At 59.1% G+C, this 24709-nt stretch carries 19 protein-coding genes and 1 riboswitch; of the genes, 5 read left to right on the plus strand and 14 right to left on the minus strand.

Annotated elements, in window-relative coordinates:
• Positions 1 to 20: 20 nt before the first annotated feature.
• From ACXAH0_RS00450 to ACXAH0_RS00465, 4 genes are all read right to left on the minus strand, one after another.
• Positions 21 to 1361 (minus strand): protoglobin domain-containing protein, encoded by a 1341-nt coding sequence (locus tag ACXAH0_RS00450; RefSeq protein ID WP_475188267.1) that lies wholly within the window; start codon positions 1359 to 1361, stop codon positions 21 to 23.
• Positions 1362 to 1733: 372 nt separating this feature from the next.
• A complete protein-coding gene (locus ACXAH0_RS00455; protein WP_475188270.1) occupies positions 1734 to 2756 on the minus strand; it encodes a threonine ammonia-lyase in 1023 nt (340 codons plus the stop codon).
• A 387-nt stretch (positions 2757 to 3143) separates the two neighbouring features.
• Positions 3144 to 4193, minus strand: a complete 1050-nt coding sequence (locus ACXAH0_RS00460; RefSeq protein ID WP_475188273.1) for a glycosyltransferase family 4 protein — start codon at positions 4191 to 4193, stop codon at positions 3144 to 3146.
• Entirely contained in the window at positions 4190 to 4993 is an 804-nt protein-coding gene (locus ACXAH0_RS00465; RefSeq protein WP_475172755.1) for a UDP-2,3-diacylglucosamine diphosphatase, read from the minus strand. The genes ACXAH0_RS00460 and ACXAH0_RS00465 overlap by 4 nt, the downstream gene beginning before the upstream one ends.
• A gap of 237 nt (positions 4994 to 5230) precedes the next feature.
• On the opposite strand from ACXAH0_RS00465, the gene ACXAH0_RS00470 reads away from it, so the two are divergent.
• Positions 5231 to 6010, plus strand: a complete 780-nt coding sequence (locus tag ACXAH0_RS00470) for an SDR family oxidoreductase (protein ID WP_475188274.1) — start codon at positions 5231 to 5233, stop codon at positions 6008 to 6010.
• Positions 6011 to 6137: 127 nt separating this feature from the next.
• Here ACXAH0_RS00470 and ACXAH0_RS00475 read toward each other — a convergent pair whose 3' ends face one another.
• The 4 genes from ACXAH0_RS00475 to thiM all read right to left on the minus strand — a co-directional run bounded on the left by ACXAH0_RS00475 (position 6138) and on the right by thiM (position 10727).
• Positions 6138 to 7400, minus strand: coding sequence for an OmpP1/FadL family transporter (locus ACXAH0_RS00475; protein WP_475172751.1), 1263 nt, complete (start codon positions 7398 to 7400; stop codon positions 6138 to 6140).
• 579 nt (positions 7401 to 7979) lie between these two features.
• Positions 7980 to 9110: a TRAP transporter substrate-binding protein gene (locus ACXAH0_RS00480; protein ID WP_475188277.1), complete on the minus strand. Its 1131-nt coding sequence runs from the start codon at positions 9108 to 9110 to the stop codon at positions 7980 to 7982.
• 1 nt (position 9111) lies between these two features.
• Positions 9112 to 9918 (minus strand): bifunctional hydroxymethylpyrimidine kinase/phosphomethylpyrimidine kinase, encoded by an 807-nt coding sequence (gene thiD / locus ACXAH0_RS00485; RefSeq protein WP_475188278.1) that lies wholly within the window; start codon positions 9916 to 9918, stop codon positions 9112 to 9114.
• 35 nt (positions 9919 to 9953) lie between these two features.
• A complete protein-coding gene (thiM, locus tag ACXAH0_RS00490; RefSeq protein WP_475188281.1) occupies positions 9954 to 10727 on the minus strand; it encodes a hydroxyethylthiazole kinase in 774 nt (257 codons plus the stop codon).
• Positions 10728 to 10796: 69 nt separating this feature from the next.
• Positions 10797 to 10905, minus strand: a riboswitch (TPP riboswitch).
• 133 nt (positions 10906 to 11038) lie between these two features.
• Here thiM and ACXAH0_RS00495 point away from each other — a divergent pair.
• Positions 11039 to 11275 carry an Lrp/AsnC ligand binding domain-containing protein gene (locus tag ACXAH0_RS00495; protein WP_475172741.1) on the plus strand — a complete coding sequence of 79 codons (237 nt, stop codon included), beginning with the start codon at positions 11039 to 11041 and terminating at the stop codon, positions 11273 to 11275.
• A gap of 141 nt (positions 11276 to 11416) precedes the next feature.
• The gene (locus ACXAH0_RS00500; RefSeq protein ID WP_475188283.1) at positions 11417 to 11830 is read left to right on the plus strand and encodes a hypothetical protein; all 414 of its coding nucleotides are present in this window, start codon (positions 11417 to 11419) and stop codon (positions 11828 to 11830) included.
• 152 nt (positions 11831 to 11982) lie between these two features.
• Here the strand turns inward: ACXAH0_RS00500 and ACXAH0_RS00505 are convergent, their stop codons facing one another.
• From ACXAH0_RS00505 to ACXAH0_RS00515, 3 genes are all read right to left on the minus strand, one after another.
• A complete protein-coding gene (locus ACXAH0_RS00505) occupies positions 11983 to 12984 on the minus strand; it encodes a DMT family transporter (RefSeq protein WP_475172739.1) in 1002 nt (333 codons plus the stop codon).
• A 285-nt stretch (positions 12985 to 13269) separates the two neighbouring features.
• Complete coding sequence (gene sbmA, locus ACXAH0_RS00510) at positions 13270 to 14529, minus strand: peptide antibiotic transporter SbmA (RefSeq protein ID WP_475188285.1); 1260 nt, start codon at positions 14527 to 14529, stop codon at positions 13270 to 13272.
• Between the two features lie 466 nt (positions 14530 to 14995).
• The gene (locus ACXAH0_RS00515; RefSeq protein ID WP_475188287.1) at positions 14996 to 17293 is read right to left on the minus strand and encodes a xanthine dehydrogenase family protein molybdopterin-binding subunit; all 2298 of its coding nucleotides are present in this window, start codon (positions 17291 to 17293) and stop codon (positions 14996 to 14998) included.
• A 318-nt stretch (positions 17294 to 17611) separates the two neighbouring features.
• On the opposite strand from ACXAH0_RS00515, the gene ACXAH0_RS00520 reads away from it, so the two are divergent.
• Entirely contained in the window at positions 17612 to 18625 is a 1014-nt protein-coding gene (locus ACXAH0_RS00520; RefSeq protein ID WP_475172735.1) for a DMT family transporter, read from the plus strand.
• A gap of 145 nt (positions 18626 to 18770) precedes the next feature.
• Here the strand turns inward: ACXAH0_RS00520 and ACXAH0_RS00525 are convergent, their stop codons facing one another.
• Positions 18771 to 20462, minus strand: coding sequence for a long-chain-fatty-acid--CoA ligase (locus ACXAH0_RS00525; protein WP_475188289.1), 1692 nt, complete (start codon positions 20460 to 20462; stop codon positions 18771 to 18773).
• Positions 20463 to 20760: 298 nt separating this feature from the next.
• Positions 20761 to 21918 carry an AAA family ATPase gene (locus ACXAH0_RS00530; protein ID WP_475188291.1) on the minus strand — a complete coding sequence of 386 codons (1158 nt, stop codon included), beginning with the start codon at positions 21916 to 21918 and terminating at the stop codon, positions 20761 to 20763.
• A 79-nt stretch (positions 21919 to 21997) separates the two neighbouring features.
• On the opposite strand from ACXAH0_RS00530, the gene ACXAH0_RS00535 reads away from it, so the two are divergent.
• On the plus strand, positions 21998 to 22540 hold the full coding sequence (locus ACXAH0_RS00535; RefSeq protein WP_475172727.1) for a hypothetical protein: 543 nt from the start codon (positions 21998 to 22000) through the stop codon (positions 22538 to 22540).
• Positions 22541 to 22682: 142 nt separating this feature from the next.
• On the opposite strand, the gene ade is transcribed toward ACXAH0_RS00535, so the two are convergent.
• Complete coding sequence (ade, locus tag ACXAH0_RS00540; RefSeq protein ID WP_475188729.1) at positions 22683 to 24404, minus strand: adenine deaminase; 1722 nt, start codon at positions 24402 to 24404, stop codon at positions 22683 to 22685.
• Positions 24405 to 24709 lie beyond the last annotated feature (305 nt).

The raw sequence follows: 24709 nt of genomic DNA on the forward strand, positions 1-24709 counted from the left end.
TTGGCACGACCGCAGCAGCTTCACCCAGCAGAGACCGTGTTGATTTTGCGGAAGAACTCTTCCGCCTGCTGGCCAAGCCCGTCGGCCTGGTTTTTCAAGGTTGCCGACATGGTTTCGATCGCTCCAGCGGTTCCCTCCACATTGCCCACAGACCCGCGCACGGCTGAAATCTCGTCCGTGAAAGCCTGTGTACCTGCGGCGGCAAGCTGGACGTTGGCCGTGATTTCTTCGGTCGCAGCGCGCTGCTGCTCCACGGCTGAGGCAATGCCGGTAGCAATGTCGGACAGATCGGAGATCAGCGCAGTGATACCTTCAATATCGCTCACCGACTGCTGGGTTGCCTGCTGAATGCTGGCAACCTGTTCCGTGATATCTTCCGTGGCCCTTGTCGTCTGGCTGGCCAATTCCTTGACCTCCGCAGCCACAACGGCAAAGCCCTTGCCCATCTCCCCGGCACGAGCCGCCTCAATGGTGGCATTCAGCGCCAGCAGATTGGTCTGTCCCGCAATATCGGAAATCAGACCGATCACAGATCCGACCTGATCGGCAAAGCCTGCCAGTTTGGTCACTGACTGGTTGGTGCTGCGCGCGCCTTCCACGGCCTTCAGGGCCATTTCACGCGATTGACCGGCCTGACGGCCGATTTCGGCAATGGAGGCGGACATTTCTTCTGTGGCCGTTGCGCTGGACTGGACGCCGCTGGCCGTTTCCGCGGATGATGCATCCATGACGGACATGCGCTCGCCGATAGCCCCCGTCTCCTGGCTGAGCGCTCCGGAAGAGGCCTGCAGCTCCTGCGACGCCTCGCCCAGAGCCCCGACGGCCCCACCGAGCGCCTGCTCGAAGCTGGCAACCGCGCTTTTCATCTGTTCTTCACGCGCCACCGCCTCGGCCACCATCTGATTGTGATAGGTCGAGATCGCCATATCCATGTCCAGCATGATCAGCCTGTTGACCAGATTGACTACACGCACCTTTTTGCCCGAGGACTGAAAGCGCTTGCCAATCAAGAGCGTGTTCAATTGTGTAAGTGCAAAGGAATAGCCGCCGATATACCAGGTCGGCTCCAGGCCGATCCGTACATGGGCCAGACCAATCCGCTCCGCCCGCTCCACGTAGATCTCCGTTGGCCCTTCGGTGAACAAGGCCTCCCAGTGGGCCACCTGCGCAGCAATCAACCGGTCCTGCTGGGTCCCGATCAGCTCCGCCAGATGCGGCTCCCTTTTCAGATGTTTGTAAAAGCTCTCCAAAATCTGCGGCAGCTCTGCCTTGAGCACCGGCCAAATTGATTTTGAAAGCGATCCGTCGTCTTCGGAAAAATTGAAAAACCGAAGGCGGTCCTTCAAACCGCTGCTTTGCATTTCAGCCCTCTCTTCAATGAAATGCCATCAGTCCGCACGCCCCGAATGCAGAAGATGCCGGGGAAAACAACCCATGACTAAAGGAGTACTTTGCGTCTCCGGCGTGTTCCGCCGAACCTGACTTTGAGCATCTGGCGCTCAACCGTCTCAAGAAAACAGAACCGGCTGGTCTCAAACCGGTCAGCTTCCGGATGCTTGCCCATTGATCTCTTGCCTAAGGGAAATTTCTTGGCAAAAGGGATCTAAGGCCGCCTGCACACCTTTAACGCAAAAGCACTAAGACATGCCGGACGCCGCTTACAATGACTTCCAAGCATTGCAACCAAGCACATCTTATGGTTTGTAATTACCCGGCAGAAGGCTAACGATAGGTTAACTTTGAAGAGCCTTGTTCAGCATATGCGGATCGATGTTCCCACCGGTCAGAACAAGAGCGATGGTTTTCCCTGCAACGGGCAGTTTTCCCGACAAAACCGCAGCAAGTGCAGCGGCCCCGCCAGGCTCCACCACCAATTTCAGCTCGGTAAAAGCAAAAGCCACGGCCTCCAGAACCTCCTGGTCCGTGACAACAAATCCCTCTGCTGCAAGTTTCCTAAGGATCGAAAAACCAACCTCTCCCGGCGCCAGAGAAAGCAGGGCATCACAGACAGATCCGGATTTCCTGGAATTGGACAGAAGGGTGCCCGCTTCCAGCGAGCGTTTGTAGTCATCGAACCCGGCTGGCTCCACCGTATGAAACAAGGCCTTCGGAGTGCGGTGCGCGAGAGCCAGCGCAACACCACTGGACAGACCGCCCCCGCCGGTACAGGCCAGAACATCGTCCAGCCGGTGCCCTAGCTCCTCCGCCTGCCGGGCGATTTCCAGCCCAATAGTCCCCTGTCCGGCAATCACCGCCGGATCATTATAAGGATGAACGAAAGTCGCTCCTGTCTGAGCACAGATCTGAGCGGCAATCACATCCCGGTCTTCGCGCTCCCGGTCATAGGTCACGACGCTTGCCCCAAAGTCCCGTGTGCGGTCCAGCTTGATCTGCGGAGCGTCGGCCGGCATGACGATGGTCGCCGACAGACCAAGGATCCTGGCGCTTGCGGCAACGCCCTGGGCGTGGTTTCCGGACGAACAGGCAACCACCCCCTTGTTCCTGTCCTCTTCCGGGATCTGGCTCAGGCAATTGAAAGCCCCGCGGAATTTGAAGGACCCGCTGCGCTGCAGGTTTTCCGGCTTGATCAGGACTGTCGCCCCCACCCGCTCATCCAGCGCGGGATGGTTCAGAAGCGGTGTGTACACGGCCTGGCCTTTAATCCGGCGGGCCGCCTGCTCCACATCTTCAATGGTCACAGCCTTTCCTGAGGCAACAGCTCTGCTTTCGGGAGATGGAACGGACGCGTCGGTCATGGGAACACCTTCTGGGCTGGCAGGAACACCCGAAGGAGTAGTGGGCTTTCCACCCTACATCAATATGGAAATAGACCGCCGGGACAGAGGCTGGAGCGTATCGTGTTCATCCGGATACAAACTGCAGTGTCTTGTGCGTTGAAATCTCTGATGTCAGGCAGTGACAGACAAAACCAATCAAACGCGATTTGCTCGAAAGGGTAGACTTATACATAGCGTCATTCCGGCGGCCACTCTCCTGAGCCTATGATGCGGGGTCGTAGCACACGCCCCAAGAGGCATAAAAGGAGAGTGGCCGCCGGAATGACGCTATGTATTACCCCGGTGCTGGCCCCGGCCTTTCACAACGGAACGGCCTCTTCGAGCGGACGGGGCTGCCTGATTGGCCTATTCCGCCGCCCGCGCATCCAGTTCCTGGCGGTTGTGAATATCCCGGGCTGCGATGCAATTGTCCAGAAACTGCTGGGCACTGGCCGCCCAGGTGTAATTCATAGCGATCTTGCGGCAATGCTCCCGCGGGATATCGAGAGCGGCCTCCGAGGCCACGCGCAGATCCTCCGACAAAATCCCCGCCCCCGTATCGCCAATCACATCCACCGGGCCCATGACCGGAAAAGCCGCCACCGGAACGCCGCAGGCGAGCGCCTCAAGCATGACATTGCCGAACGTATCTGTGAGCGAGGGGAAAACAAACACATCCGCGTCTGAATAGTGGCGCGCCAGATCTTCGCCGACCTTGGCGCCGGTGAAATAGGTGTCGGGATATTCCCGCCGCAGACTGTCCAGCTGCGGCCCACCGCCGACGACCACCTTGGAGCCGCTCAGTTTCAGATCCAAAAAAGCCCTGATGTTTTTCTCAATCGCGACCCGGCCCACATACATGAATACCGGACGCGGCAAATCCGCTGGCAGCACCGAGCCTTCATAAGGTTTGAACAGGTCCTCATCCACGCCACGGGACCAGCGCATCAGGTTGGTGAAGCCCCGGGCTCTCAGATCGTTTTCCAGCGATTTGGTCGCTACCATGCAGCCGCAGCCCCCATTGTGGAACCGGCGGAGCCAGGCATAGGACCAGGATTGCGGCACCGGCAGCCGCGCAGACACATATTCGGGAAAGCGGGTGTGATAACTGGTGGTGAAAGGCTCTCCGGCCTTTTTGGCCACACTGGCTGCCAGAATGCCAAGCGGGCCTTCCGTTGCGACATGCAGATGTTCGCAATCAAATTCAAGGATCTTCCTGCGCACGATCCCGCGATGGGTCAGCGACAGGCGGATTTCCGGATAGGTCGGGCATGGCAGGGTTTTGAACGCCTGGGGCGTCAGGAATTCCACGCGCACGCCAATGGCTTCCAGCGCTTCTGCCGTCCTCTCCAGGGACCTGACCACACCATTGATTTGGGGATGCCATGCATCCGTTACGATCAGGATGGAACTCATGCGGCGACCGGTGCTTCCTTGGACTTGGCCGGCACGGTTCCCACCTGGGTCTTGTCCACCCATCGGATCACCTCAAACGTCCCGTCATGGTGTTCGGCGACAGCCGTGCAGCTCTCCACCCAGTCACCGGTGTTGATATAGTGAATGCCGTTCATATCCTGATCAGCCGCATGGTGAATATGGCCGCAAATGACCCCATCCACCCCCTGGCGGCGCGCTTCATCCGACAGGGTTTCCTCAAACCTGCCGATGAAACTGACCGCATTCTTGACCTTCAGCTTCGCCCAGGCTGACAGGGACCAGTAGGTCAGGCCGAGACGGCGGCGCACAACATTGAGCCATGTGTTGACCCCGAGCGCGGTGACATAGGCCTTGTCCCCGAAAAAGGCCAGCCACTTGGCATGGCGGATGACCACATCGAACTGGTCCCCGTGAATGACAAGATAGCGTTTTCCGGAAGCGGATTCATGCACAATGCTGTCGGTCACTTCCACACCGCCGAAATGGGTGCCGAGGAAGTTACGCAGGAACTCGTCGTGATTTCCCGGGATATAGAAAATCCGGGCGCCCTTGCGGCCCTTGCGCAGGATCTTCTGAACCACGTCATTGTGCAATTGCGGCCAGTACCACGAGCGTTTCAGGCGCCAACCGTCCACAATGTCACCGACAAGATAGATGGTTTCAGCGTCATTTTCCTTCAGGAAGTCCAGAACCAGATCGGCCTGACATCCCCGCGTGCCCAGATGAATATCTGAGATGAACAAGGCTCGGTAGTGACGCGATGCCTCTGCACTAGACATGGCATTTCTCCATATTCCTATTAGGGGCGCTATAGACGCGATTCAAGTTGCATTATTATGACAAAGTGGAAAGCGTCCTGCTTGGTGCCCTGCCCCTGTGGCCAATTTGCGTCATCCGGACTAAGTCTAGAGTACCGGCCACGTTCCAGTTGAACAGGATCATAAGATGGACCGCGGAGCTGCTTGCGGCTTTGCACTTTTGACCGGAACGGGCCTGCCCATCTGAGGAGAATATGCATGGATCTGGGCCTAGAAGGAAAAAAGGCAATCATCTGCGCGTCCAGCCGCGGCCTTGGCCGAGGCTGCGCTGAAGCGCTTGCGGAAGCTGGCTGCGGCATCGTTCTGAACGGGCGCAACGAACCCCTGCTGGAGGAGCTGCGCAGCGCGCTTCAATCAAAATATGGCGTTTCGGTTACAAGCGTTGCAGCGGACGTATCCTCCCCTGAGGGCCAGAAAGCCCTGCTGGCCGCATGCCCGGAGCCGGATATCCTGGTCAATAACAATGGCGGCCCGCCCCGGCGCGACTATACGGAACTGGACCGGGCCGCCATGCTGGAAGGGGCAGTACAGAATTTCGTGACACCGGTTGAACTGCTGCAGGCCGTAGCTCCCGGCATGAAGGCGCGCGGCTTTGGACGGATCGTCAACATCACCTCCTTGTCGGTGAAGATGCCGATTGAAGGGCTTGACCTTTCCAGCGGCGCCCGCGCAGGACTGACCGCCTTCCTGGCAGGTGTGTGCCGCCAGCTCGCCCCTTATGGGGTGACCGTCAACAATCTGCTGCCGGGCAAAATGGACACCGACCGGCTCAAGGGCGGATTTGAACGCGCGGCCGAACAAGCCGGCAAGAGCGTGGCGGAGATCCGCGCGGAACAGGCGGCGGAAATTCCGGCACAGCGCTTCGGCACCGCCGCTGAATTCGGCCACACCTGTGCCTTCCTGTGCTCCCGCCACGCCGGGTATATCACCGGGCAGAACATCCTCATGGATGGCGGTCTTTATCCAGCGGCCTTCTGACACCGCCCCGCAACAGCGGCAATGCCCTGCCCAGGCCATCCAAAGGCCGGGATATGCTCCCGGCCTTTTTCGTTGATGTCACCGATGCCAGGCAGAGCAAGGCAAACAAGATGAAATGCGGTTTGCCCTAGAACTTGTAGCGCAGCGCGGCGGACAGAATATTCACGTTGCTGTCCACGTCGGCCACAAAGGTGCCAAAGGTCGCGTTGAAGTCCTGATGGCTGGAATCAATGTTGATGGAGGTTGATTCCGGGATGATATGCGTGTAGCCGACATCAAAGGCCAGATGCTTGTTGAAGTCGTAACTCGCCCCCGCCGACAGCCACCAGCGGTTGTTGTCAGGCAAGCGCGTGGAGCGGATCTCCTCGTCGATCGGCGAGATTTCATACCCAACCCCGGCCCGGAATGTCAGCTTGTCATTGTAGTCATATTCGCCGCCGAGCGAGAAGAACCAGCCATCATCGTAGTTAAAATGCAGCGTGGTCAGCGCATTGCCCGTCACGGTCGAGGTCGCGACCGGTGACTTCAAGCGGCTCCAGTTGGTCCATTCCACAGTGCCGAGCAAGCGGAACTTATCGGTGATTTTCTGCTTGGCGGAAATGTTCACCATGTCCGGCGTCACAACATCAAGATTGATATTCGCTCTCGATCCTCCGGAAAACAGCTGACCGCTCAGCTCATGCCCGACGCCGGACCGGTAGCCAATGCCGATTTCCGTGCCCTTGACCGGCTTGATCGTCACACCCGCCGTGACGCCGACGCCAAAGCCGTCGCCGTAAATCTCATTGCTTCTCGGAAACCCGGCCCCGGAGGTCGCATCTGCGGATTTCAGGCTAACATCGAGATATTGCACCTGAAAGCCAACGGCCACAGCGATCATGTCATTGATCTCATAGGCCACATTTGGGTTCACATTGACCGAAAACACCTTTGAGGAGCGGGAATAGAATTGCGCCGCCCAATTCTGCTCAGGCTTCGTCGTCAACCCGAAGGGGGCATTGATGCCGATCCCGAACACCCACTTCTCATCCGCCCGGTAGGAAATATAGGTTGACGGCACAAACGCATCCGACGCGATGTCCCCGCTGCCGATGGACGAGGTCCCCAGGCCGCCCCCGCTCAAGGTGCCATCAATTTCCGAATAGGGAATGACAAGCGAGCCATGGCTTTCGAAGGTCCAACCCTGCTGTGCGCCAATCAAGGACGCTGGGTTCCAGTACATGGACGAGATCGTCCCGCCAGATGTGCCGTAGCCGGCAAAAGACGTTCCCTGATAATACGCGCTCTGTTCACGCAGCGCGAAGCCACCGGCATGCGCCGCAGTGGCAAGCAAGGACAGCCCCAGCGCCGTCGAAATAAATAGAGCGTGATTTTTATTGGCCCTGACCATGGTGTTTTCTCCCATCCCCCTCCCCTCGGAGGAAACGTGATTTCTAAAAACAGGATTTCCGAAATCAGGTCAGAGTTTCAAGCATAGATTTTCTGGGCAAAGAGCATGCATAGTTCTTTGTGCATTGCAAAATAGCCGCCGGATACCCGCAAAAACTCACTCAGTCACATCCAAAATTCTGAAAAACTCTACGGATAGGCTCACTTGTCACACGTCTGACATGGCCGCCACTCGATTGCATAAAAAATATGCAACAACTCACCACCTTCCGCAAACGTCACTAATTCTTCCAGCGTTGCCCCATTGTCACACCTTCCCAAAGGGAAATCGAAGATTTTGGAAGCAAGTCTGCGCTCTGAACAGTGGCGCTTTTGCCAAGCCTCTTTCAAACTCGGAACTGATGGCACGCGTTGCGAGAGCGTCGGACGATAAGTCTGCGCCCTTTGATGTTGGAAAACAGCTTATTCGGCAAGGCGCATTGCGCAGAGCGATGCGGTGAAACGGCCAAGCAGCGCAACGCTGCCGATGGGCTGCTGTCCATCACCCGAAGGGGCGGCTCTCCTGCACAGATCACCGGCCTCAGGCGCCCCCCTCCCGAGCGGACAAGAAGCTGCGCATGGCCACATCGCTCCAGGGCGCCAGCCGCTCTTTCGCGGCCCGGTGGCTGTCATAGATGCGCTGGCTGAGCGGGTCCCTTTCGGCAAAGTCTGCCAGGACCTCAGCCGCCATTGTCCGCAAGGCCGCCATCACCACGTCCGGATAGGGCCGGACCTTCACACCGTCTTCCTCCACCAGCAGCTTGAGGCTGCCCGCGTTCTGCCAGTCGCTTTCCGCCAACGCCCGCCCGTTTTCCGCACGGCAGGCTTCCAGAAGAATCGCCTGCAGGTCCTCCGGCAGCGCCTCAAGGGCGGCCTGATTGAAAAGCGCCTCGCTGGTGCCGTTCGGCTCGTGGAAGCCCGGGGTATAATAGGATTTGGCGGCCTTTTGAAATCCCATGGCCCGGTCGGACCAGGGCCCGAGAAATTCGGTCGCATCCAGGACCCCGGACTGAAGGGCCTGAAACAATTCTCCGGGCGGCAGGCTCACTGGTGCCGCACCCAGACGGCGCATTACTTCGCCGCCAAGCCCGGGCATGCGGATTTTCAGTCCCGACAGGTCGTCAAGGGAGGTGATCTCTTTCTTGAACCATCCGCCCATCTGAACACCGGTATTGCCAGCCATGACCGGCTTGACCCCGAAAGGCGCATAGAGTTCGTCCCACAACGCCTGGCCGCCTCCCTGCTCGATCCAGCTTATGTGCTCAAAGGGCAGCAGGCCAAACGGCACGGCCGTAAAGAACACCGAGGCCGGGATCTTGCCTTGCCAGAAAAAGGAGGCCGAGTGGCCCATTTCGGCGGTACCGGCCGAAACCGCATCAAAGACACCAAGGGCAGGCACCAGCTCTCCGGCCGCATAAAGATGGATCTGGAAACGCCCTTTGGACAGGCGGGCCACCTGATCGGCAATCCGCTGTGCAGTCACGCCCGGTCCCGGCAGGTTCTTCGGCCAGGAGGTCACCATCTTCCAGGTCACTGCGTCTGCTGCCCCTTGTGCCAGCGCTGGTGCCGGCAGCAAGCTTGCCCCGGCCGCTGCGGCGCCCCCAGTCGCAGCGCCGACAAAGGCCCGGCGGCTCAAAGAGGACTTCGAGGATAAACGGGTGTCTTCTGGCATGTCACTGGCTCCAAAGGGCGTGAAAATGATGCACCGGTCCATGCCCGGCCCCGATCTTCAGATCGTCGGCAGCGGCAATCGCCGCATGCACATAGCGTTTGGCCTCTGCAAGAGCCTGCTCCAGCGGTTCGCCCTTGGCCAGTCCTGCGGCAATGGCCGATGACAGGGTGCAGCCGGTGCCATGGGTGTTTAGCGTTTCAAGCCGCGTCTCCCGCAGCCAGATCTCCCGGCCCGTGCCGTCGGCAAACAGGTCTGCACTCTCAGCGCCCCCCCCGTGGCCACCCTTCAGCAGAACGGAGCAAGCGCCCAGCCGCAAAAGCTGCTCCGCCTGAGCGCGCATCTCCTCTTCATCAGCCGCAACTTCTGTCTCCAGCATGCGGGCTGCTTCGTGGAGATTGGGCGTGATGATGTCGGCGCGCGGCAAAAGACACTCGATCAGGCTCGCAACCGCACCGTCAGACAGCAGCGGATCGCCGGAGGCCGCCACCATGACCGGGTCCAGAACGACGGCACCCGTTTCAGCCGCGTCCAGACCAGCCGCCACAGCTTCGATGATGGCCGTGCCCGACAGCATGCCGATTTTGGTCGCACTCACCTTGAGGTCAGAATAGACCGCCGTCATCTGCGCCCGCACAAACTCCACAGGGACCTCATGAATGGCGCTAACCCCGAGCGTATTCTGGGCGGTCAGCGCGGCCAGAACACTGGCCCCATAGACACCATTGGCAGAAAAGGTCTTCAAGTCCGCCTGAATTCCCGCGCCACCGCCTGAATCCGATCCTGCAATGGTTACCGCAATCGCGGTCATGACACCCTCCTGACAGTTTGTGAATGGAACGCCGCTCACGCGGTTCTCAGCAATCTCTCGATATCGCGCAGCGACAGAGCATAGAGCGCGTCCAGCAGCTCCGGCACCAGACTGCCCGGGCCGCGCGCCCGCTCAGCCGCCACGTCCCCGGCAATGTTGAACACGGACAGAGCGCACGCAGCCGCGAGCGCCCGGTCCTCCTCCACGCTGGCAAAGGCGGCCAGAACCGCCCCGCCCGCGCAGCCGGTCGCCGTCACCCGCGCCAGCAGCGGATGGCCGTTCTGCAGGCGGTAATCTCCGCTCAGGCTCTCCACCTTGTCTTCAGCCCCCGTGACTGCCAGCACTGTGCCAGCGGAAATAACCGCGTCCACATCTTGCCGGTCCGGACACAAAGCTTCCAGTTCGGCCCCGTTCAGGCGCACCAGATCCGGCCCCCGGCCCAGAAGTTCACGGGCAAAGGCGCAGCGGACCGGCGAGCGGTTGACAAAAACAGGATCCATACAGACCGGGCGGCCCGCTGATCTGGCAGCGTCAAAGGCCAGCGGAATGGCCTGCCGCCGGTCCGCATCCAGCGTGCCCAGATTGAGCAACAGCGCATCGGCGCTGGCGGCAAATCCGGCCACTTCCTCCGGCGCAATTGTCATGGATGGCACCGCGCCGATGGCCAAAAGCACATTGGCGGTAAAGGTCTGCGCAACCGCATTGGTCACCGTGTGAACACGGGGACTGCGCGCGCGCACCCGCTCAAGCAAGCGGAAGACGGTATCCGCTGCAAGCGGCTGTGTGGATGCGGCAACGGACAGGCTCATGCACTTGCCTCCAGCAGGCGGATGATCCAATCAGAGAGAAGGGAAGGAAGGCATTTGGCCGGAGGCCGGAACGGTCTTCATCTCAACTCCCTCCGCCGGGATCAACCGGATCAGGTTCAAGGAGTTGGCGGCAGCCTCTCAGCCCGATCAAACCTGCCGGGCACCCCCATGAGAAGACCGCACTGCTAACAAGCCTCCAGGGGGATTGCAAGCCTTGCGGCCGGAAGACCTGCCATGCGGCAATTGACTGCGGCGGCCAGATCGGCCATGTGCTTGCAGGAACAGTTCATGCCAACATCCTGGAGCACCCCATGGTCCCGTTTTTCGTGATGATCAAATGCCAGCTGGGCAAGACCTACCAGGTTGCCAACGCCATTGCCGATGCGGAAATCGCCTCCGAGGTCTATTCAACCAGCGGAGACTATGATCTTCTGGTGAAGTTCTATGTCGAAGAAAGCGCGGATATCGGCCATTTCGTCAATGAAAAGGTTCATCCGATCGACGGAATTCAGGACACCAAGACGATTATCACGTTCAAGGCGTTCTAGGGGGCGCCACGGTCAAACGGGTTCAAACCGTTTTGCGGTCTGCGTCGACATCTCTGAATGTCTGGCAGCGAAACGCAGACAAGATGAGACGCGGTTTGCTCTGGCTGCGTCATTGCGGTGTGCCGGACCTGGAGGATGAGCATGCGCTGTTTTAAATTGCTGGCCTTTGCGGCCACCCTGCCAAACCTTGCCGCCGCCCTGTCCCAGCCCGCCCTCGCCCAGGGCATGCCGCCGGAGCAGATCAAAACTGTTCTGGATATGACCAAGGCGAACTGGGTGTCGTTCCGGGACTGGCAGGGCAAGCAGCTGATCTATTTCACCCATCTGGAATCCTGGACCTGCGGCATCGACTATGTGTTTTATGGAATAAATGGCGGAGCGCTGGATCAGATCTGGGAGCTGGCCCCGTGTGATCCGGACAATCCCAATGCGGTCCTGAAAGACAAACCCTATCTCGAGCTGCCGCCCGGCTCGGTTGAGAGCATCGATGTGCAACTGATCTATCCGGACGGCTCAAAAAGCCCGGTGCAGACTTTTCAGTACACACCGAAATAGCCTGCCGGGCAGAAGTCTTGCGATGCTGCGCACGCTTTGTTGCGGGGCATTGTCCCCGCGCTCTTTGACGGCATCTCAGACCAACCGCAATTCACAGGACCCCGGTTCCAGATCCGGGCAGGCGTTGCGTTCTGCCCCAGGACTTTCCGCAGTCACGAGCGCGACGGGGTCGAGGCCCGGCGGTCCTTGGTCCGGTCGAGGCCGAGCTTGTGTTCCCGGTAAATCACAAAACCACCTGCTGCAATCACGATCAACGCACCGGCAACAACCGCCGGCACCGGCACTTCAGAAAAGACCAGCCAGCCGACCAGGATCGCCCAGAGCATGTTGACATAGTCGAAGGGTGCGACTGTGGAGGCTTCTGCATAACGATAGCTCTGGGTCAGGAGGATTTGCCCGGCACCGCCGCCAAGCCCCATGAGCACAAGCAGCCCGGCGGTTTCAAGATCCGGCACCACCCAGGCCTGACCGGGCAGCACTAGACCGAGCGGCACGGTCAGCAGTGACAGAAGCGTAGAGGCGGCTGCAAACCAGGTCACAATGGTGGAGGTGCGCTCGGTCTCGCACAATTTGCGCACCGTGATCATGGCCAGTGCGGCAAACCCGGCCGCCGTCACACCAAGCACGGCCCCGGCGGTGGAGCCTGCGTCCAGATCGCTTTCCCCCAGATGGGGCGACAGCACCACCACAATGCCCAGAAAGCCGAAGGCAACCGCGCCCCAGCGGTAGATCCGCACCTGTTCGCCAAGAAGAAAGAAGGCCAGCACGACCACAAAAAGCGGCGTTGCAAAGCCGATGGCGGTGGCATCGGGAAGCGGCAACAGATGGAAGGCGGTGAAGGAACAGACCATGGCCGTCAGGCCGATTGCGGCCCGCGACAGGTGCCCCTTGGGATTGGTGGTGCGAAAGGCCAGGCTCAGCTCGCCGCGCAGGCCCACCATCAGCAACACAGGAAACAGGCCAAAGAAGTTCCTGGCAAACACAAGCTGGCCAATAGGCACGGTTTCCGCAGCAATCTTCAGCGCCGTGACCATGATGAAGAAAACGATGGTAGACGACAGCTTGAAGGCGATGCCCAGCAGCGGCGCCTGACGGGTCATGCCAGCCGGCGCGGGCGGGCCGGAAAAACGGGAAGCAAGGCTTTTAAAGGCCATCAAGGACATCCGGGACCGGCGCAGGACGTGCCTTTCCCGACGCGCCGGACCGAAGGATCAGGGAAAGACGCAAGACACAAGCCCCCAAACCAGGGCCCCATGACAAGGGCCCCCTGCTTTCAAACCGGTAAGGGCTGGATCACACAAAGAAACGATCAGGTGGACACTCTTCCGCGTTCTTGACCAATTTGCAATCTTTCCGGACAAATTTTGCCTTTTTTGGGTGCAGGATGAACCGGTCCACGTCCATCTTCCGCGCCACAGCGCAAGGGGCTGCCGGAGGGTCTAAAGTTTGCTCTCCTGCTTTTCGAGCAGTTCAGCCAGTTCTTCCGGCGACATGGACTCACGCTGAGCGATTGCCACTTCAAAGCCTTTCAGACGTTTGTAGATGGACAGCAACTCGATAATCGTGGACCAGGAATTCACCAGATACTGGAAAGAGTTGGAGACCTGACCAAAAGCCGTCAGGATCTGCTGTAATATTCCATAGGTGATCTTTCCCGCAATCATCGTCGGAACGAGAATAAAATATGTGAACATATTGTCTGCCTGAAGGTAAAAACCGCGTGCCAGATTGAAATACACGTAGTGAAAATACAATCTGAAATAGTTTTTGCGGACATTCGCAAAAAGCTCCGTCAACGTCGGTGGGCTGGCACGATGCTCATGATCTTCACCGTAGACAAGTTCCTTCCGGTAGGCCGCTTCCACCCGCTGATTGTGGAACTCAAGACCAGGCAGTTTCATCCCGACGACCGCGAGCAGGAAAGTGCCAAACAGCGACCAGACAATAGCAGCTGTGAACAACGGTGCCGGAATCTCGCCAACGATCGGCAAAACCGTGACATGGCTGGATAGCGTGAACAGGATAGGAAGGAAAGCGATCAACGTCATCACGGAATCAATCATGGACACACCAAGACCTTCCATGATTGAGGCAAAGCGCATCGTATCTTCCTGAATACGTTGCGAGGCCCCTTCAATGTGCCGCACATTGCGCCACTTGGCGACATAGTAATCGTTCATCGCCGTCCGCCATCGGAAAATATAGTGACTGATGAAGAACCTGTTCAAAATGAACAGCGTCATGGACAGCCCGGCAATCTGGGCGAAAATCAGCATTAGCGAATAGAAGTCCGCCGCCCCGATCCCTTTGTCGCCTTCCAGAGCATTTTGCAATGTATCGCCAAAAGGCCTGCGCCAATTGTTGATCGCAACGGAAATCTGCACCGAGAAATAAGTTGTGAAGATAATCAGGGAAGTGCCCCAGACGGACCAGAGCTGCCAACGGTGATTTCGCGAGAACACCCACCAGAACCCGCCAAAAACAGCCGTAAACGCCGCATAGTAGACATAGAACCACAGAAAATCGGGCGTTACAAAAAAGCGCAAATCAATGGGTGGAGGCCCCTCGGACGGCACCCCGAACCCAAGCGGCTCTGCGAGATCCTTCGCGAATCCATACCACAGGAGCACAGCTGTCAAAGACCAGACAACGGCGGAGGAAAAAAACAGCTTCGGATGCGGGAAGAAAGACTTAAACACAGGGGCATTCCTGTTTCTGGTTTCGTATCATCTCAGGGCCTCTTCCGGTCTTAACGCAGGTTTTCAGAATCACCAGCGAAATCAGCCCCATTTCTTGATAAAACCGGGGACATGGCCGAAAGCGCATGTGTCAATCGAACATGGCTTTTCTGCGGCTATGCAGTTTCAGAACTTGGGAACCGCCTTTGGACGTATGAAAAATGGCCATTCTATCAGAGTCTTGAGCAAACCGACGGCAGGCGGAAAGCGGGCACGGCTGACACAAAACGGCCCCGCGGATCATGTTCAACTCAGACAGGGGCTGTCAAAAGCGTGCGAAAGAAAAAACCTCCGCGCCCGATGAAGTCACCCCCGGTTTGCCCCGGGGAGCGTCTTGCCTGCCCAAAGGGCAGTGCCATTTGCAAAAGAAGACGGAGCCCATGACCGGAGAAACGGGGAAGAAGGTCCGCCCCCTTCCCCGCCCGGTTTAGCGCGCGTCTGCAATCGCCTCCCAGACCCTCAGGGGGGTCGCGGGCATGTCCAGAAGCTCGGTCACTCCGGCCCCGTCTTTCAGCGCGTTTTGAACCGCGTTCATAACCGCAGCGCAACCGCCAATGGTGCCTGCCTCCCCGGCGCCCTTGATGCCCATGGCATTGGTGGTGGACGGCACATTGCGGGTCTCGAAATGAATATCAGGCAAATCGGCCGCGCGGATCATCTGATAATCGAGCAGCGAGGCGGTCAGCAGCTGGCCATCCTCATCATAGACCGTGTGTTCGCACATGGCCTGGCTGATAGCCGAAGCCGCCCCGCCGATCACCTGGCCAGCCAGAAGCAGCGGGTTCACGGTCACGCCGAAATCGTCGACAATCACATAGTTTTCCAGCGCCACCTCACCGGTTTCCGGGTCGACGGACACTTCACAGATATGGGTGCCATTCGGATAGGTTGCCTCGTCCTGCTTGACCTCTTCACAGGCCGCCAGGGTTTCCCCCGCCCCGGCTGCGATTTCCGCCATGGTGACCTGCTGGTCGGTGCCGACCACACGCACCATGCCGCTGTCCAGTTCCAGATCCTCAATCCCGGCTTCCAGCCGGTCAGCGGCCAGTTCCTTGACCTTCTTGACCAGGCTGTCGCTGGCATTGCGCACGGAAGGAAGGCCGAGCGGGATCGAGCGGGAGCCGCCCGTGCCACCGCCATTGCGCACCCGGTCGGTATCGCCCTGGATCACCTCAATCTCGTCAATCGACACCCCGAATTTTTCCGCAACCACCTGACTGTAGGCCGTGGCATGGCCCTGGCCATTGGTCTGGGTACCAATCAGAAGGGTCAGACCGCCCTCCTGGTCCAGTTCCAGCGTGGCTTCCTCACCGCCGGGAAAGGCGCAGGCCTCGATATAAGAGCAGATGCCGATGCCGCGGTATTTGCCCGATTGCGCGCTTTCCGCCTGCCGGGCCTTGAAGCCGGCCCAATCGGCCACCTCAATCGCCTTGTCCAGATGGCCCGCAAAGTCGCCCGTGTCATACATCCGGCCGGTCTGGGTGGTGTAGGGCAATTGCTCCTTGGCAATAAAATTCCGCTTGCGGATCTCCACCGGCCCGAGCCCGGTTTCCTCCCCGGCCTTGTCGATCAGCCGCTCGATCAGATAGGCGGCCTCCGGGCGCCCGGCGCCGCGGAAGGCATCCGTCGGCACGGTGTGCATATAGATGCCCTCGACCTTCGCAAACACCGAGGGGATATCGTAGAGGCCGGAGGACATGCTGGTGCCCACCCAGGGAATGAACGGGCCGAACTGGTGCAGATATGCCCCCATAGCCGCTTTCACATGAACCTTCAGACCCGTGATGCGGTGATCCTTGTCCAGGGCCAGTTCCGCATGGGTGAGATTGTCCCGGCCGTGGGCATCCGTGACAAAATGGTCCATACGCTCCCCGGCCCAGCGCACCGGGCGGCCCAGTTTCCTTGCCGCCATCATGGCCAGCGGGTATTCCCGGTAGCAGAACATCTTGGTTCCAAATCCGCCGCCAACCTCGGGCGTAATGATCTGAACCGCGTCCTTTTCCAGCCCCAGAATGGTGCACAAAACGTCCCGCATGCCATGGCCGCCCTGGGTTCCAAGGGTCAGCTTGAAGCGGGCGCTTTCGGTGTCAAACTCCGCCACACAGCCGCGCAGCTCCATGTAATTCGCAACGATGCGGTTGTTCACCACATCAATGGACACGACCTTATCGGCGGCCTGAAACGCCGCTTGCGTTTTTGCCTCATCGCCCTGACCAAGCGTAAAGGCGACGTTGGAGCCATGCTCCGGCCAGACCTGAACCGCCCCCGGCGCCAGGGCACCATCGATCCCGGTCACCACCTCCAGAGGGTCGTAATCCACCTCCAGCGTTTCCGCTGCGCTCCTGGCCGTGTTGAGATCGTCGGCAACGACAAAGGCAATCGCATCGCCCACATAGCGCACCAGATCCTTGCACAGAACCGGCTGCTCCGGTGCCCAGTGCTCCGTGCCGTCCATCTGCTTCATCCTGGCAAGGGTCGGCATGGATTTCCCGGCCAGGTCCTCACCGGTCAGGACCAGATGCACCCCGTCCAGCGCCCTTAACTCGTCGGCATTTTCGACCGAAATCCGGGCATGGGCCATGGCGGAGCGCACGACAAAGCCATGCAGGCAGCCTTCTGGCTGGTAGTCGGCCGTATAGATACCCGTGCCGGTTATCAGCGGCGCATCTTCCTTGCGGCGCAAGGGCGCACCGACACCGAATTTCGGAGTGACCATCTGGTTCATAAAACTGGACCTGTGTTCTGGGAAGAAAATCCCTGGAAAATCAGACAATGAATGGCAATGGGAAGCCCCACTCCATCCAGACCCGAAGCCCGCATTATCCGGCGGATCTGTTCTTGGTGACACTTCGGCGCAGCCGCGCTGCTCCTCAAAATATAGCCCTTTCAGCGCGAGAGGCAAACCATACCGCACCCGCTTTTCTTTCAAGGACAAACGTCTTAGGTTGCACCTATCACGCACCCGCAGGTTCTGGTTTGGCCTTCCGCCCGGCTCCGTCCGGCCTGGCGAGAGGCGCTCACCGGGGATGTTTCAGGAAACAGCATGGATGCTCCAGGAAAAGATCCGGCAGAGGGCCCGGCTCCGGCCGGTGCGCCTGCCCCGCCCCCCAGGGGCCAGGTGGCGCGCGCCACCCGCAAGATCAGCGATCTGACGGCAACCCTGCCCTCCAACACGGTCGGCGCGCTGTGGATCCTGCTGGCGGCCTTCGGCTTTACGATTATGGTCACACTGATCAAATTTGTCGGCCAGGATCTGAGCGTCTTTCAGATCCTGTTTGTCCGGCAATTTGTCATGCTCGCCATTGTCGCCCCGGTCATCGCGCGCGGGTTCCCTGCATCGCTGGCCACCAAGCGCCCCGGCCTTCAGCTGACCCGGGTCCTGTTCGCTGCCACTGCCATGCTGTGCGGGTTTTCTGCCGTCATCAATCTGCCCCTGGCCGATGCCACCGCCATCAGCTTTTCCAAAACCTTCTTCATCACGATCTTCGCCATCTGGTTCCTGGGCGAAACCGTTGGCCTGCACCGCTGGGGCGCCACGATCATCGGGTTTTTGGGTGTTGTGCTGATGCTGCGCCCAAGCGGTGGCGGCGTTGTAGAAGTCTATTCCCTGCTTGCCCTGGCAGGGGCGGCCTGTGCCGGCATGGTCATGATCGTGGTACGTCTTCTTACCCGCACCGACACGCCGGTGACCATCCTGACCTATCAGGCCTTCGGGGTCGGCCTGATCATGACAGTCCCGGCCCTTGTGACCTGGCAAGCACCGACACTGTTCGAATGGGGGATGCTGCTGGTGATCGGCATCATCTCCTGGGCCGCGCAGATGGCCAATATCCAGGCCTTCAAGGCGGGGGAAGCCACCGCCATCGCCTCTCTGGATTATACCCGCCTTCTCTATGCGACCGTCTTCGGCGCCCTGGTCTTTCACCAGTGGCCACGGGCCGAGACGCTTGCCGGTGCGGCCATCATTATCGCCGCCTCCATCTACACCGTCCGCAGGGAAGCCAAGCGCGGGCGGCAGCTGGCCCGCACAGCGGAAGGGCGCAGCGACTCCCACTAGCGCAAATCGCGTTTGATGAGATTTGTCTTTCGCTGCCTGAAATCAGAGATTTCAACGCAAAAGACAAAGCAGTTTGCCCCCGGAAAACGCGGCATGCTTTGGCGCAAATCGCGTTTGATGAGATTTGTCTTTCGCTGCCACCAGATCAGGCGCTTTTCGCCTGAACATCGGCCTCCGCCCGTTTCCGCGCTTCTTCCTCGACCAGCTCTTTTTTGGACAATTTGCCGACCATGGTTTTCGGCAGCGTGTCCCGGAATTCAAATTCCCTCGGCATTTCAATGGTTGAGAGGTGATCCTTTAGAAAGGTCTTCATCTCCGGCCCGCTCAGGGAACAACCGTCCTTCAGCTTGATGAAAGCTTTGGGCGATTGGCCCCGGTATTCATCCGGGATGGCGATCACGATTGTTTCGTCCACCGCCTCATGCTGATAGATCGCCTCCTCGATCACCCGCGGATAGACATTATAGCCTGAACACAGGATCAGATCCTTGATCCGGTCGACAAGATAGATAAAGCCGTCCGCATCCCGATAGCCGACATCCCCGGTGTGCAGATAGCCCTCGCCCGTGATCGTCTCGGCCGTCGCTTCCTCCCGTTTCCAATAGCCTTTCATGATCTGGGGGCCTTTAAGCAGAAGCTCGCCCTTCTCGCCTTCGGGAACCTCCGTTTTCCGGTCCTCGATATCGACAAAACGCGCCGATGTTCCCGGCACCAAGCGGCCAATGGACCCGGCCCGGCGGTTCTCGTCCAGCGGATTGACGGCAGCGACTGGCGAGGATTCGGTCAACCCATAGCCTTCGACCAGGATACATCCGGTCAGCTTTTCGAAACTGTCCTTCACCTCCACCGGCAGGGGCGCACCACCGGACAGGCACAGCGAAATGCTGGAAAGATCATATTTCGCGGTCAAGGGTGAATTGTTGATGGCGGTGTAGATGGTCGGCACCCCGGGGAAGAGGGTCACCTTCTTGCGCTTGATCACCTTCAACAGCGCCGCAAGGTCAAAGCGCGGCTGCAGCACCATCTCCGCCCCGAGAATGACCGCCAGATTCTGCGCCACCGTCATGGCAAAGACGTGAAAGAACGGCAGCACACAGAGCAGCTTTTCCTGCCCCGGCCGGGCCATTTCAAACACACAGCGCATCTGCTCGATATTGGCCGACAGGTTCTTGTGGGTCAGCATGGCCCCCTTGGGCACGCCCGTGGTTCCGCCAGTATATTGCAGCACCGCGATATCCGAGGCCGGATTGACCGCGATCGGGTTGGGTGTGGCCCCTGCGCGCTGCAAATGCTCAAAGGGAATATGGGCGCTGTCCTGCGGGATCTCGGCCAGTTCCTTGCGTTTGAACAGCGAGAACAGAAGTTTCTTGACCGGAGGCAGGCAGAAGCTCATGGGGCAGACGATGATCTTGTCCAGGATCTGCTCCCGGCGCACCTCCTCCACCTTGTCATAGATGATCTTCAGATCCATGGTCACCATGATGCGCACAGCCGCATCACGCGCCTGAAACGCAATTTCCCGCTCCACATAGAGCGGATTGAAATTGGCCACGGTGCCGCCAATCTTCAAAACCGCAAAATAAAAAATCGTGTAAAAAGGCGTGTTGGGCAGGCACAGACCCACATTCACCCCAGGGCCAACGCCCATTTTCTGCAGGCCGGCCGCCGTGCTGTCGACTAGGGCCCCGATCTCCCCATAGGTCCAGACCTTGCCCATGAAATCCGCGGCAGGACGGTCCCCGAATCGCGACACGGTCTCCTCCAGATATTCATGCAGCGGGCGGGGCTCAAACGCCGCGTTCCATTCCTCCACACTCGTCATAACGGTCTCCACCATGGTCTTGCCACCAAAACCGCCGGGCGTCTTTCCAAGCCGTGTTCATCAGTGCACAGTCTGCTCATGAACACGGTCTTGCGATCCGGCGGCCTTTCCTCCTGGCGCTGCCTCTCTTGGGGAAAGCCCCCTGGGCTCTTCTGACATGACGCAACCTTCCGTTTACGTCAACTTGCGACGCTACGGCACCTGCCAACTTTTTTCGGCAGACCCCTTCTCCCCTTAAGATAAGTCCGTGCAAAGGAATGACAATATAAAAACGAAATCAGAAGCTTAACACGCTCTTTATAGAAGCCGGGTATCACCGCTTCGGCCAGACCCATTTGACATCCTCTGCCCCGTCTATAACGGTTTCGCCCAGATCCTTGCGCAGTTCGTAGCGCACACAGCCCGGCAGATCCGCAAGGGTGCTCACAAGTGCTGCGGCATGGGACACAACGATGATCTGGGTGGTGTCCGCCGCTTTGGCCACAAGGCGGGCAAGCGGATCAAGCAGCGCGGGATGAAGGCTGGTCTCCGGTTCGTTGAGGACGACCAGCGGCGCCGGACGCGGCGACAGCAGCGCCGCAGTCAGCAGCAAGTAGCGCAAGGTTCCGTCAGAGAGCTCACTGGCCCGGAGCGGCCGCAACAGTCCCTTCTGGCGCATCAGCAGTTCGAAATAGCCGTCGGCCACACTGATCTCAATGGCGGCCCCGGGAAAGGCATCGTCAATGGCCTCGGCCAGCGCCGCATTTCCCTCGATTTCAAGGATGGTCTGCAGGGCGGCTGCCAGATCACCGCCATCGGCACTCAGCACCGGTGTGCGCGTGCCGATCCTGGGGGCACGGGCCGGGGCGTCCCGGTCGGTGCGCAAATGATCATAAAAGCGCCAGGCACGCATACGCTCGCGCATCACCAGCAGTTCCAGACCGTCTTTGGGATCCGCCGCATGGGTCATCATACTATCGAACCGCGCGAGAGCCTGATAAACGGGCACGCGCTGGCCCTTTGCATTCAAAACTCTGGCGGTGGGGCCATTCCGGCCTGCAATCTCGTTGGAACGCGACAGGGCCTCGCCAGCCCAAAGGGCTTCTGCCTTGATTTCGGGATCCATTGAAAACATCGACATGCCTGCATCTGCGGGCAATCCAAGATCGATCGCGTAGCCGTAATCTTCATCGGCAAAGCCGAGTTTCAGACTGACCACCTCCTTGCGCACCGTTCCTTGAACCGGCACCTGCCCCTGTTTCATGCCCCGCGAATAGGCTTCCGGCCCGGCCCAGAGCGTGGATTGCAGCCCCCCTTCCGCTGCCAGCGAGGCAATAGCACGCCCCTGCGCCACATCCGCCAGCAAGCGGATCGACCGGTAAAGGCTTGATTTTCCACTGCCATTTGCGCCTGTCACCAGGGTGACCCGGTCAAGGGGCAGCACAAGATCGCGGAGCGAGCGATAACCGGAAACGGCAAGGGTCAGGATCATTCGGCCTCCATGTTCTTGAAATGTTCACTTGCAATTTTTATATGTATAGTCTGAACAAGCAACATTAAAGTGAGGGGCAATGTTTCATCCCAAAGAAGCAGCCGAAGACAGTCATGCCCTGTCCCTGGCGATCCTGTTTTTTGCAGCATTTGCCTGTCTTGTATCGATCTATTTCCACTATGACAGCGGCTTGAAATACTGGTTGCTCAAGGAATTTGGCGAAACAACGACAGCCACTCTTCTCGATGTCGAGCAGGCCCCGGTCACAGAGGCCGAACTCAAGCAACTGGCCCGGCAATACCCAAGAGAAGCGTTGAAAAACATAGCGCTCCTGAAGGGAGCGACCATCACCGTGCAATTCACCACTGAGGCTGGCGACACGCTTCAGACGGCATTCAAGACGGGGCAGAATTTTCAGATCGACGAGCTTCAGGACCAGATGCCCGTCACCTATCTGCCGATGAACCCGTCCATCGCCTATCCGGCCAGCTTCCTCCAGAATTTCGCCTTTGATGGGCAGGTTCTCCTCTGGTCCGTGCTGATCGGACTGATCGTGGCCCTCCTTGCCGTCAGAAGCGCGCGCAGATGGTCTAGGTTCCGCACCCGGATGCGCCAGTATTAATCCGTGTCGCGTTCCAATCGTTTCAAACCGGTTTGTGTTTTGCGTTGAAATCTCTGATGTCAGGCTGCGAAAGGCAAATCCGATCAATCGCGATACGCTGCAATGTCGGCCCCGGCACCCGGGGTCCGGCGGCTTAAACCGTTCAGGACCCCTGATCCACCAGTTCAAACCGGTCCACATCAAACAGGCCAAGATCGGTGATCTTCAGATGGGGGATCACCGGCAAAGGCAGGAATGCCACCTGAAGGAACGGTTCCTCAAGCACGCAGCCCAGCGCCCTGGCCGCAGCGCGCAAGGCGACAAGATCCGCGCGCACGGTCTCGAACGGCTCCAGGCTCATAAGCCCGGCCAGAGGCAAAGCCAGTTCGGCCTGCACCCCGTCCTTTCCGGCAACCGCAAAGCCGCCCTGCATGGCAATCACCCGGTTGACCGCTTGGGCCATGGCCGTCTCATCCGCCCCGACCACGCAGATATTGTGACTGTCATGGCCGACCGAGCTTGCAATGGCCCCCTCCTTCATACCGAAGCCATTGACAAAGCCCCGCCCGATATTCCCGGTGCCCTTGTGGCGCTCCACCACAGCGACCTTCAGCGCATCCTGATCAAGATCCGCCAAGGTCTTCCCCCCCGTGACCGGCAGCGTCATCTTCACATGTGCGGTGATGATCTTGCCCGGAATCACCTGGATCACCGGGGTTTCCGCATTGCGGGCCGGGACGTCAAAAACATCCGCAGACACACTGTCCACACGGACACTCTTGAGCCCGACCGGCGCCACGCTGCCGCGCGCTGCAAAGGCGGCCTCAGAGACCGGAACGCCGCCGCAGATCACCTGCTCCACCCGGCAGTCCTCAAAATCCTTCAAAAGCGCGATATCGGCCCGTCTTCCCGGCGCGATCACCCCCCGGTCCTTCAGGCCAAAGGCATTGGCCGCCGACCAGCTGGCAGACCGGTAGGCATCAAGCGGCCGGATGCCCTTGGCAATCAACCGCCGGATCATGCTGTCCAGATGGCCTTCCTCGGCAATATCCAGCGGATTGCGGTCATCGGTGCACAGGGCAATGAAGGCGGAGACGTCCGGCGTCAGAATGGGAGCAAGCGCCTCCAGATCCTTGGACACCGAGCCTTCACGCATCAGCACCGTCATGCCCTTGGCCAGTTTTTCCAGCGCCTCTTCCGCCGTGGTGGCCTCATGGTCGGTGCGGATGCCCGCCGCCAGATAGCCGTTCAGCGGCAGCCCCGACAGCAGCGGCGCGTGGCCGTCAATATGGCCGTCCTGAAAGGCGGCCAGCTTGGCCAGAACCTTGGGATCGCGTGCCAGAACACCGGGAAAATTCATGAACTCGGCCAGACCAATCACCTGGGGATGGTTCCGGAACGGCAGAAGGTCTTCGATTTCCAGACAGGCCCCTGCCGTCTCGAAGGACGTCGCCGGAACGCAGGAGGACAGATTCACCTTCAGATCCATCACTGTTTGCAGTGACGCGTCCAGAAAGTAGCGGATCCCTTCCGCCCCCAGCACATTGGCGATCTCATGGGGATCGCAGATTGCGGTGGTCACCCCGTGGGGCAGGACGCAGCGGTCAAATTCAAACGGTGTGACAAGGGAAGATTCCACATGAAGATGGGTGTCGATGAAACCGGGAACGGCGGTCAGCCCGCTCCCGTCGAGCGTCTCCTTGCCCGAATACCTGCCATAGGTGCCGACAATCCGGTCGCCGGTCATGGCAATATCGGTCTCCACAAGACTGCCATTCATCACATTCAAAAGATGCACATTCCGGATAACCAGATCCGCCGGCTCTTCCCCGCTTCCCGTTCTGATGGCCCGCGCTAGAAACGCCTCGTTCTTCTTGACCCGCATCACCTGACACTCCAATTCCTTCCATTGAAGGCCGACAATACGGCTCCTATGCGATCAGGCAATGGCGCAGCGGGTGGAAACCCGTCTTCAAGAATATGTGAACACTTGAACCACCATGAAGGCTTTGGCTTTCCGTCAGACCGAGCCTCTGGCAAAACAAACAACTGACGCAACGGTATTTTTTCTGTTAGCCTTTTGAATTCGATGCGTTGAAACAGACTAATCATGCTGCAGCACAACATCGAATCCATGCGGCGCAACACAGAATAGAATTGACAGACCGCCTCCTCACGCGAATAGTTTCA

The organism is Roseibium sp. AWQ4_290, assembly GCF_056160985.1.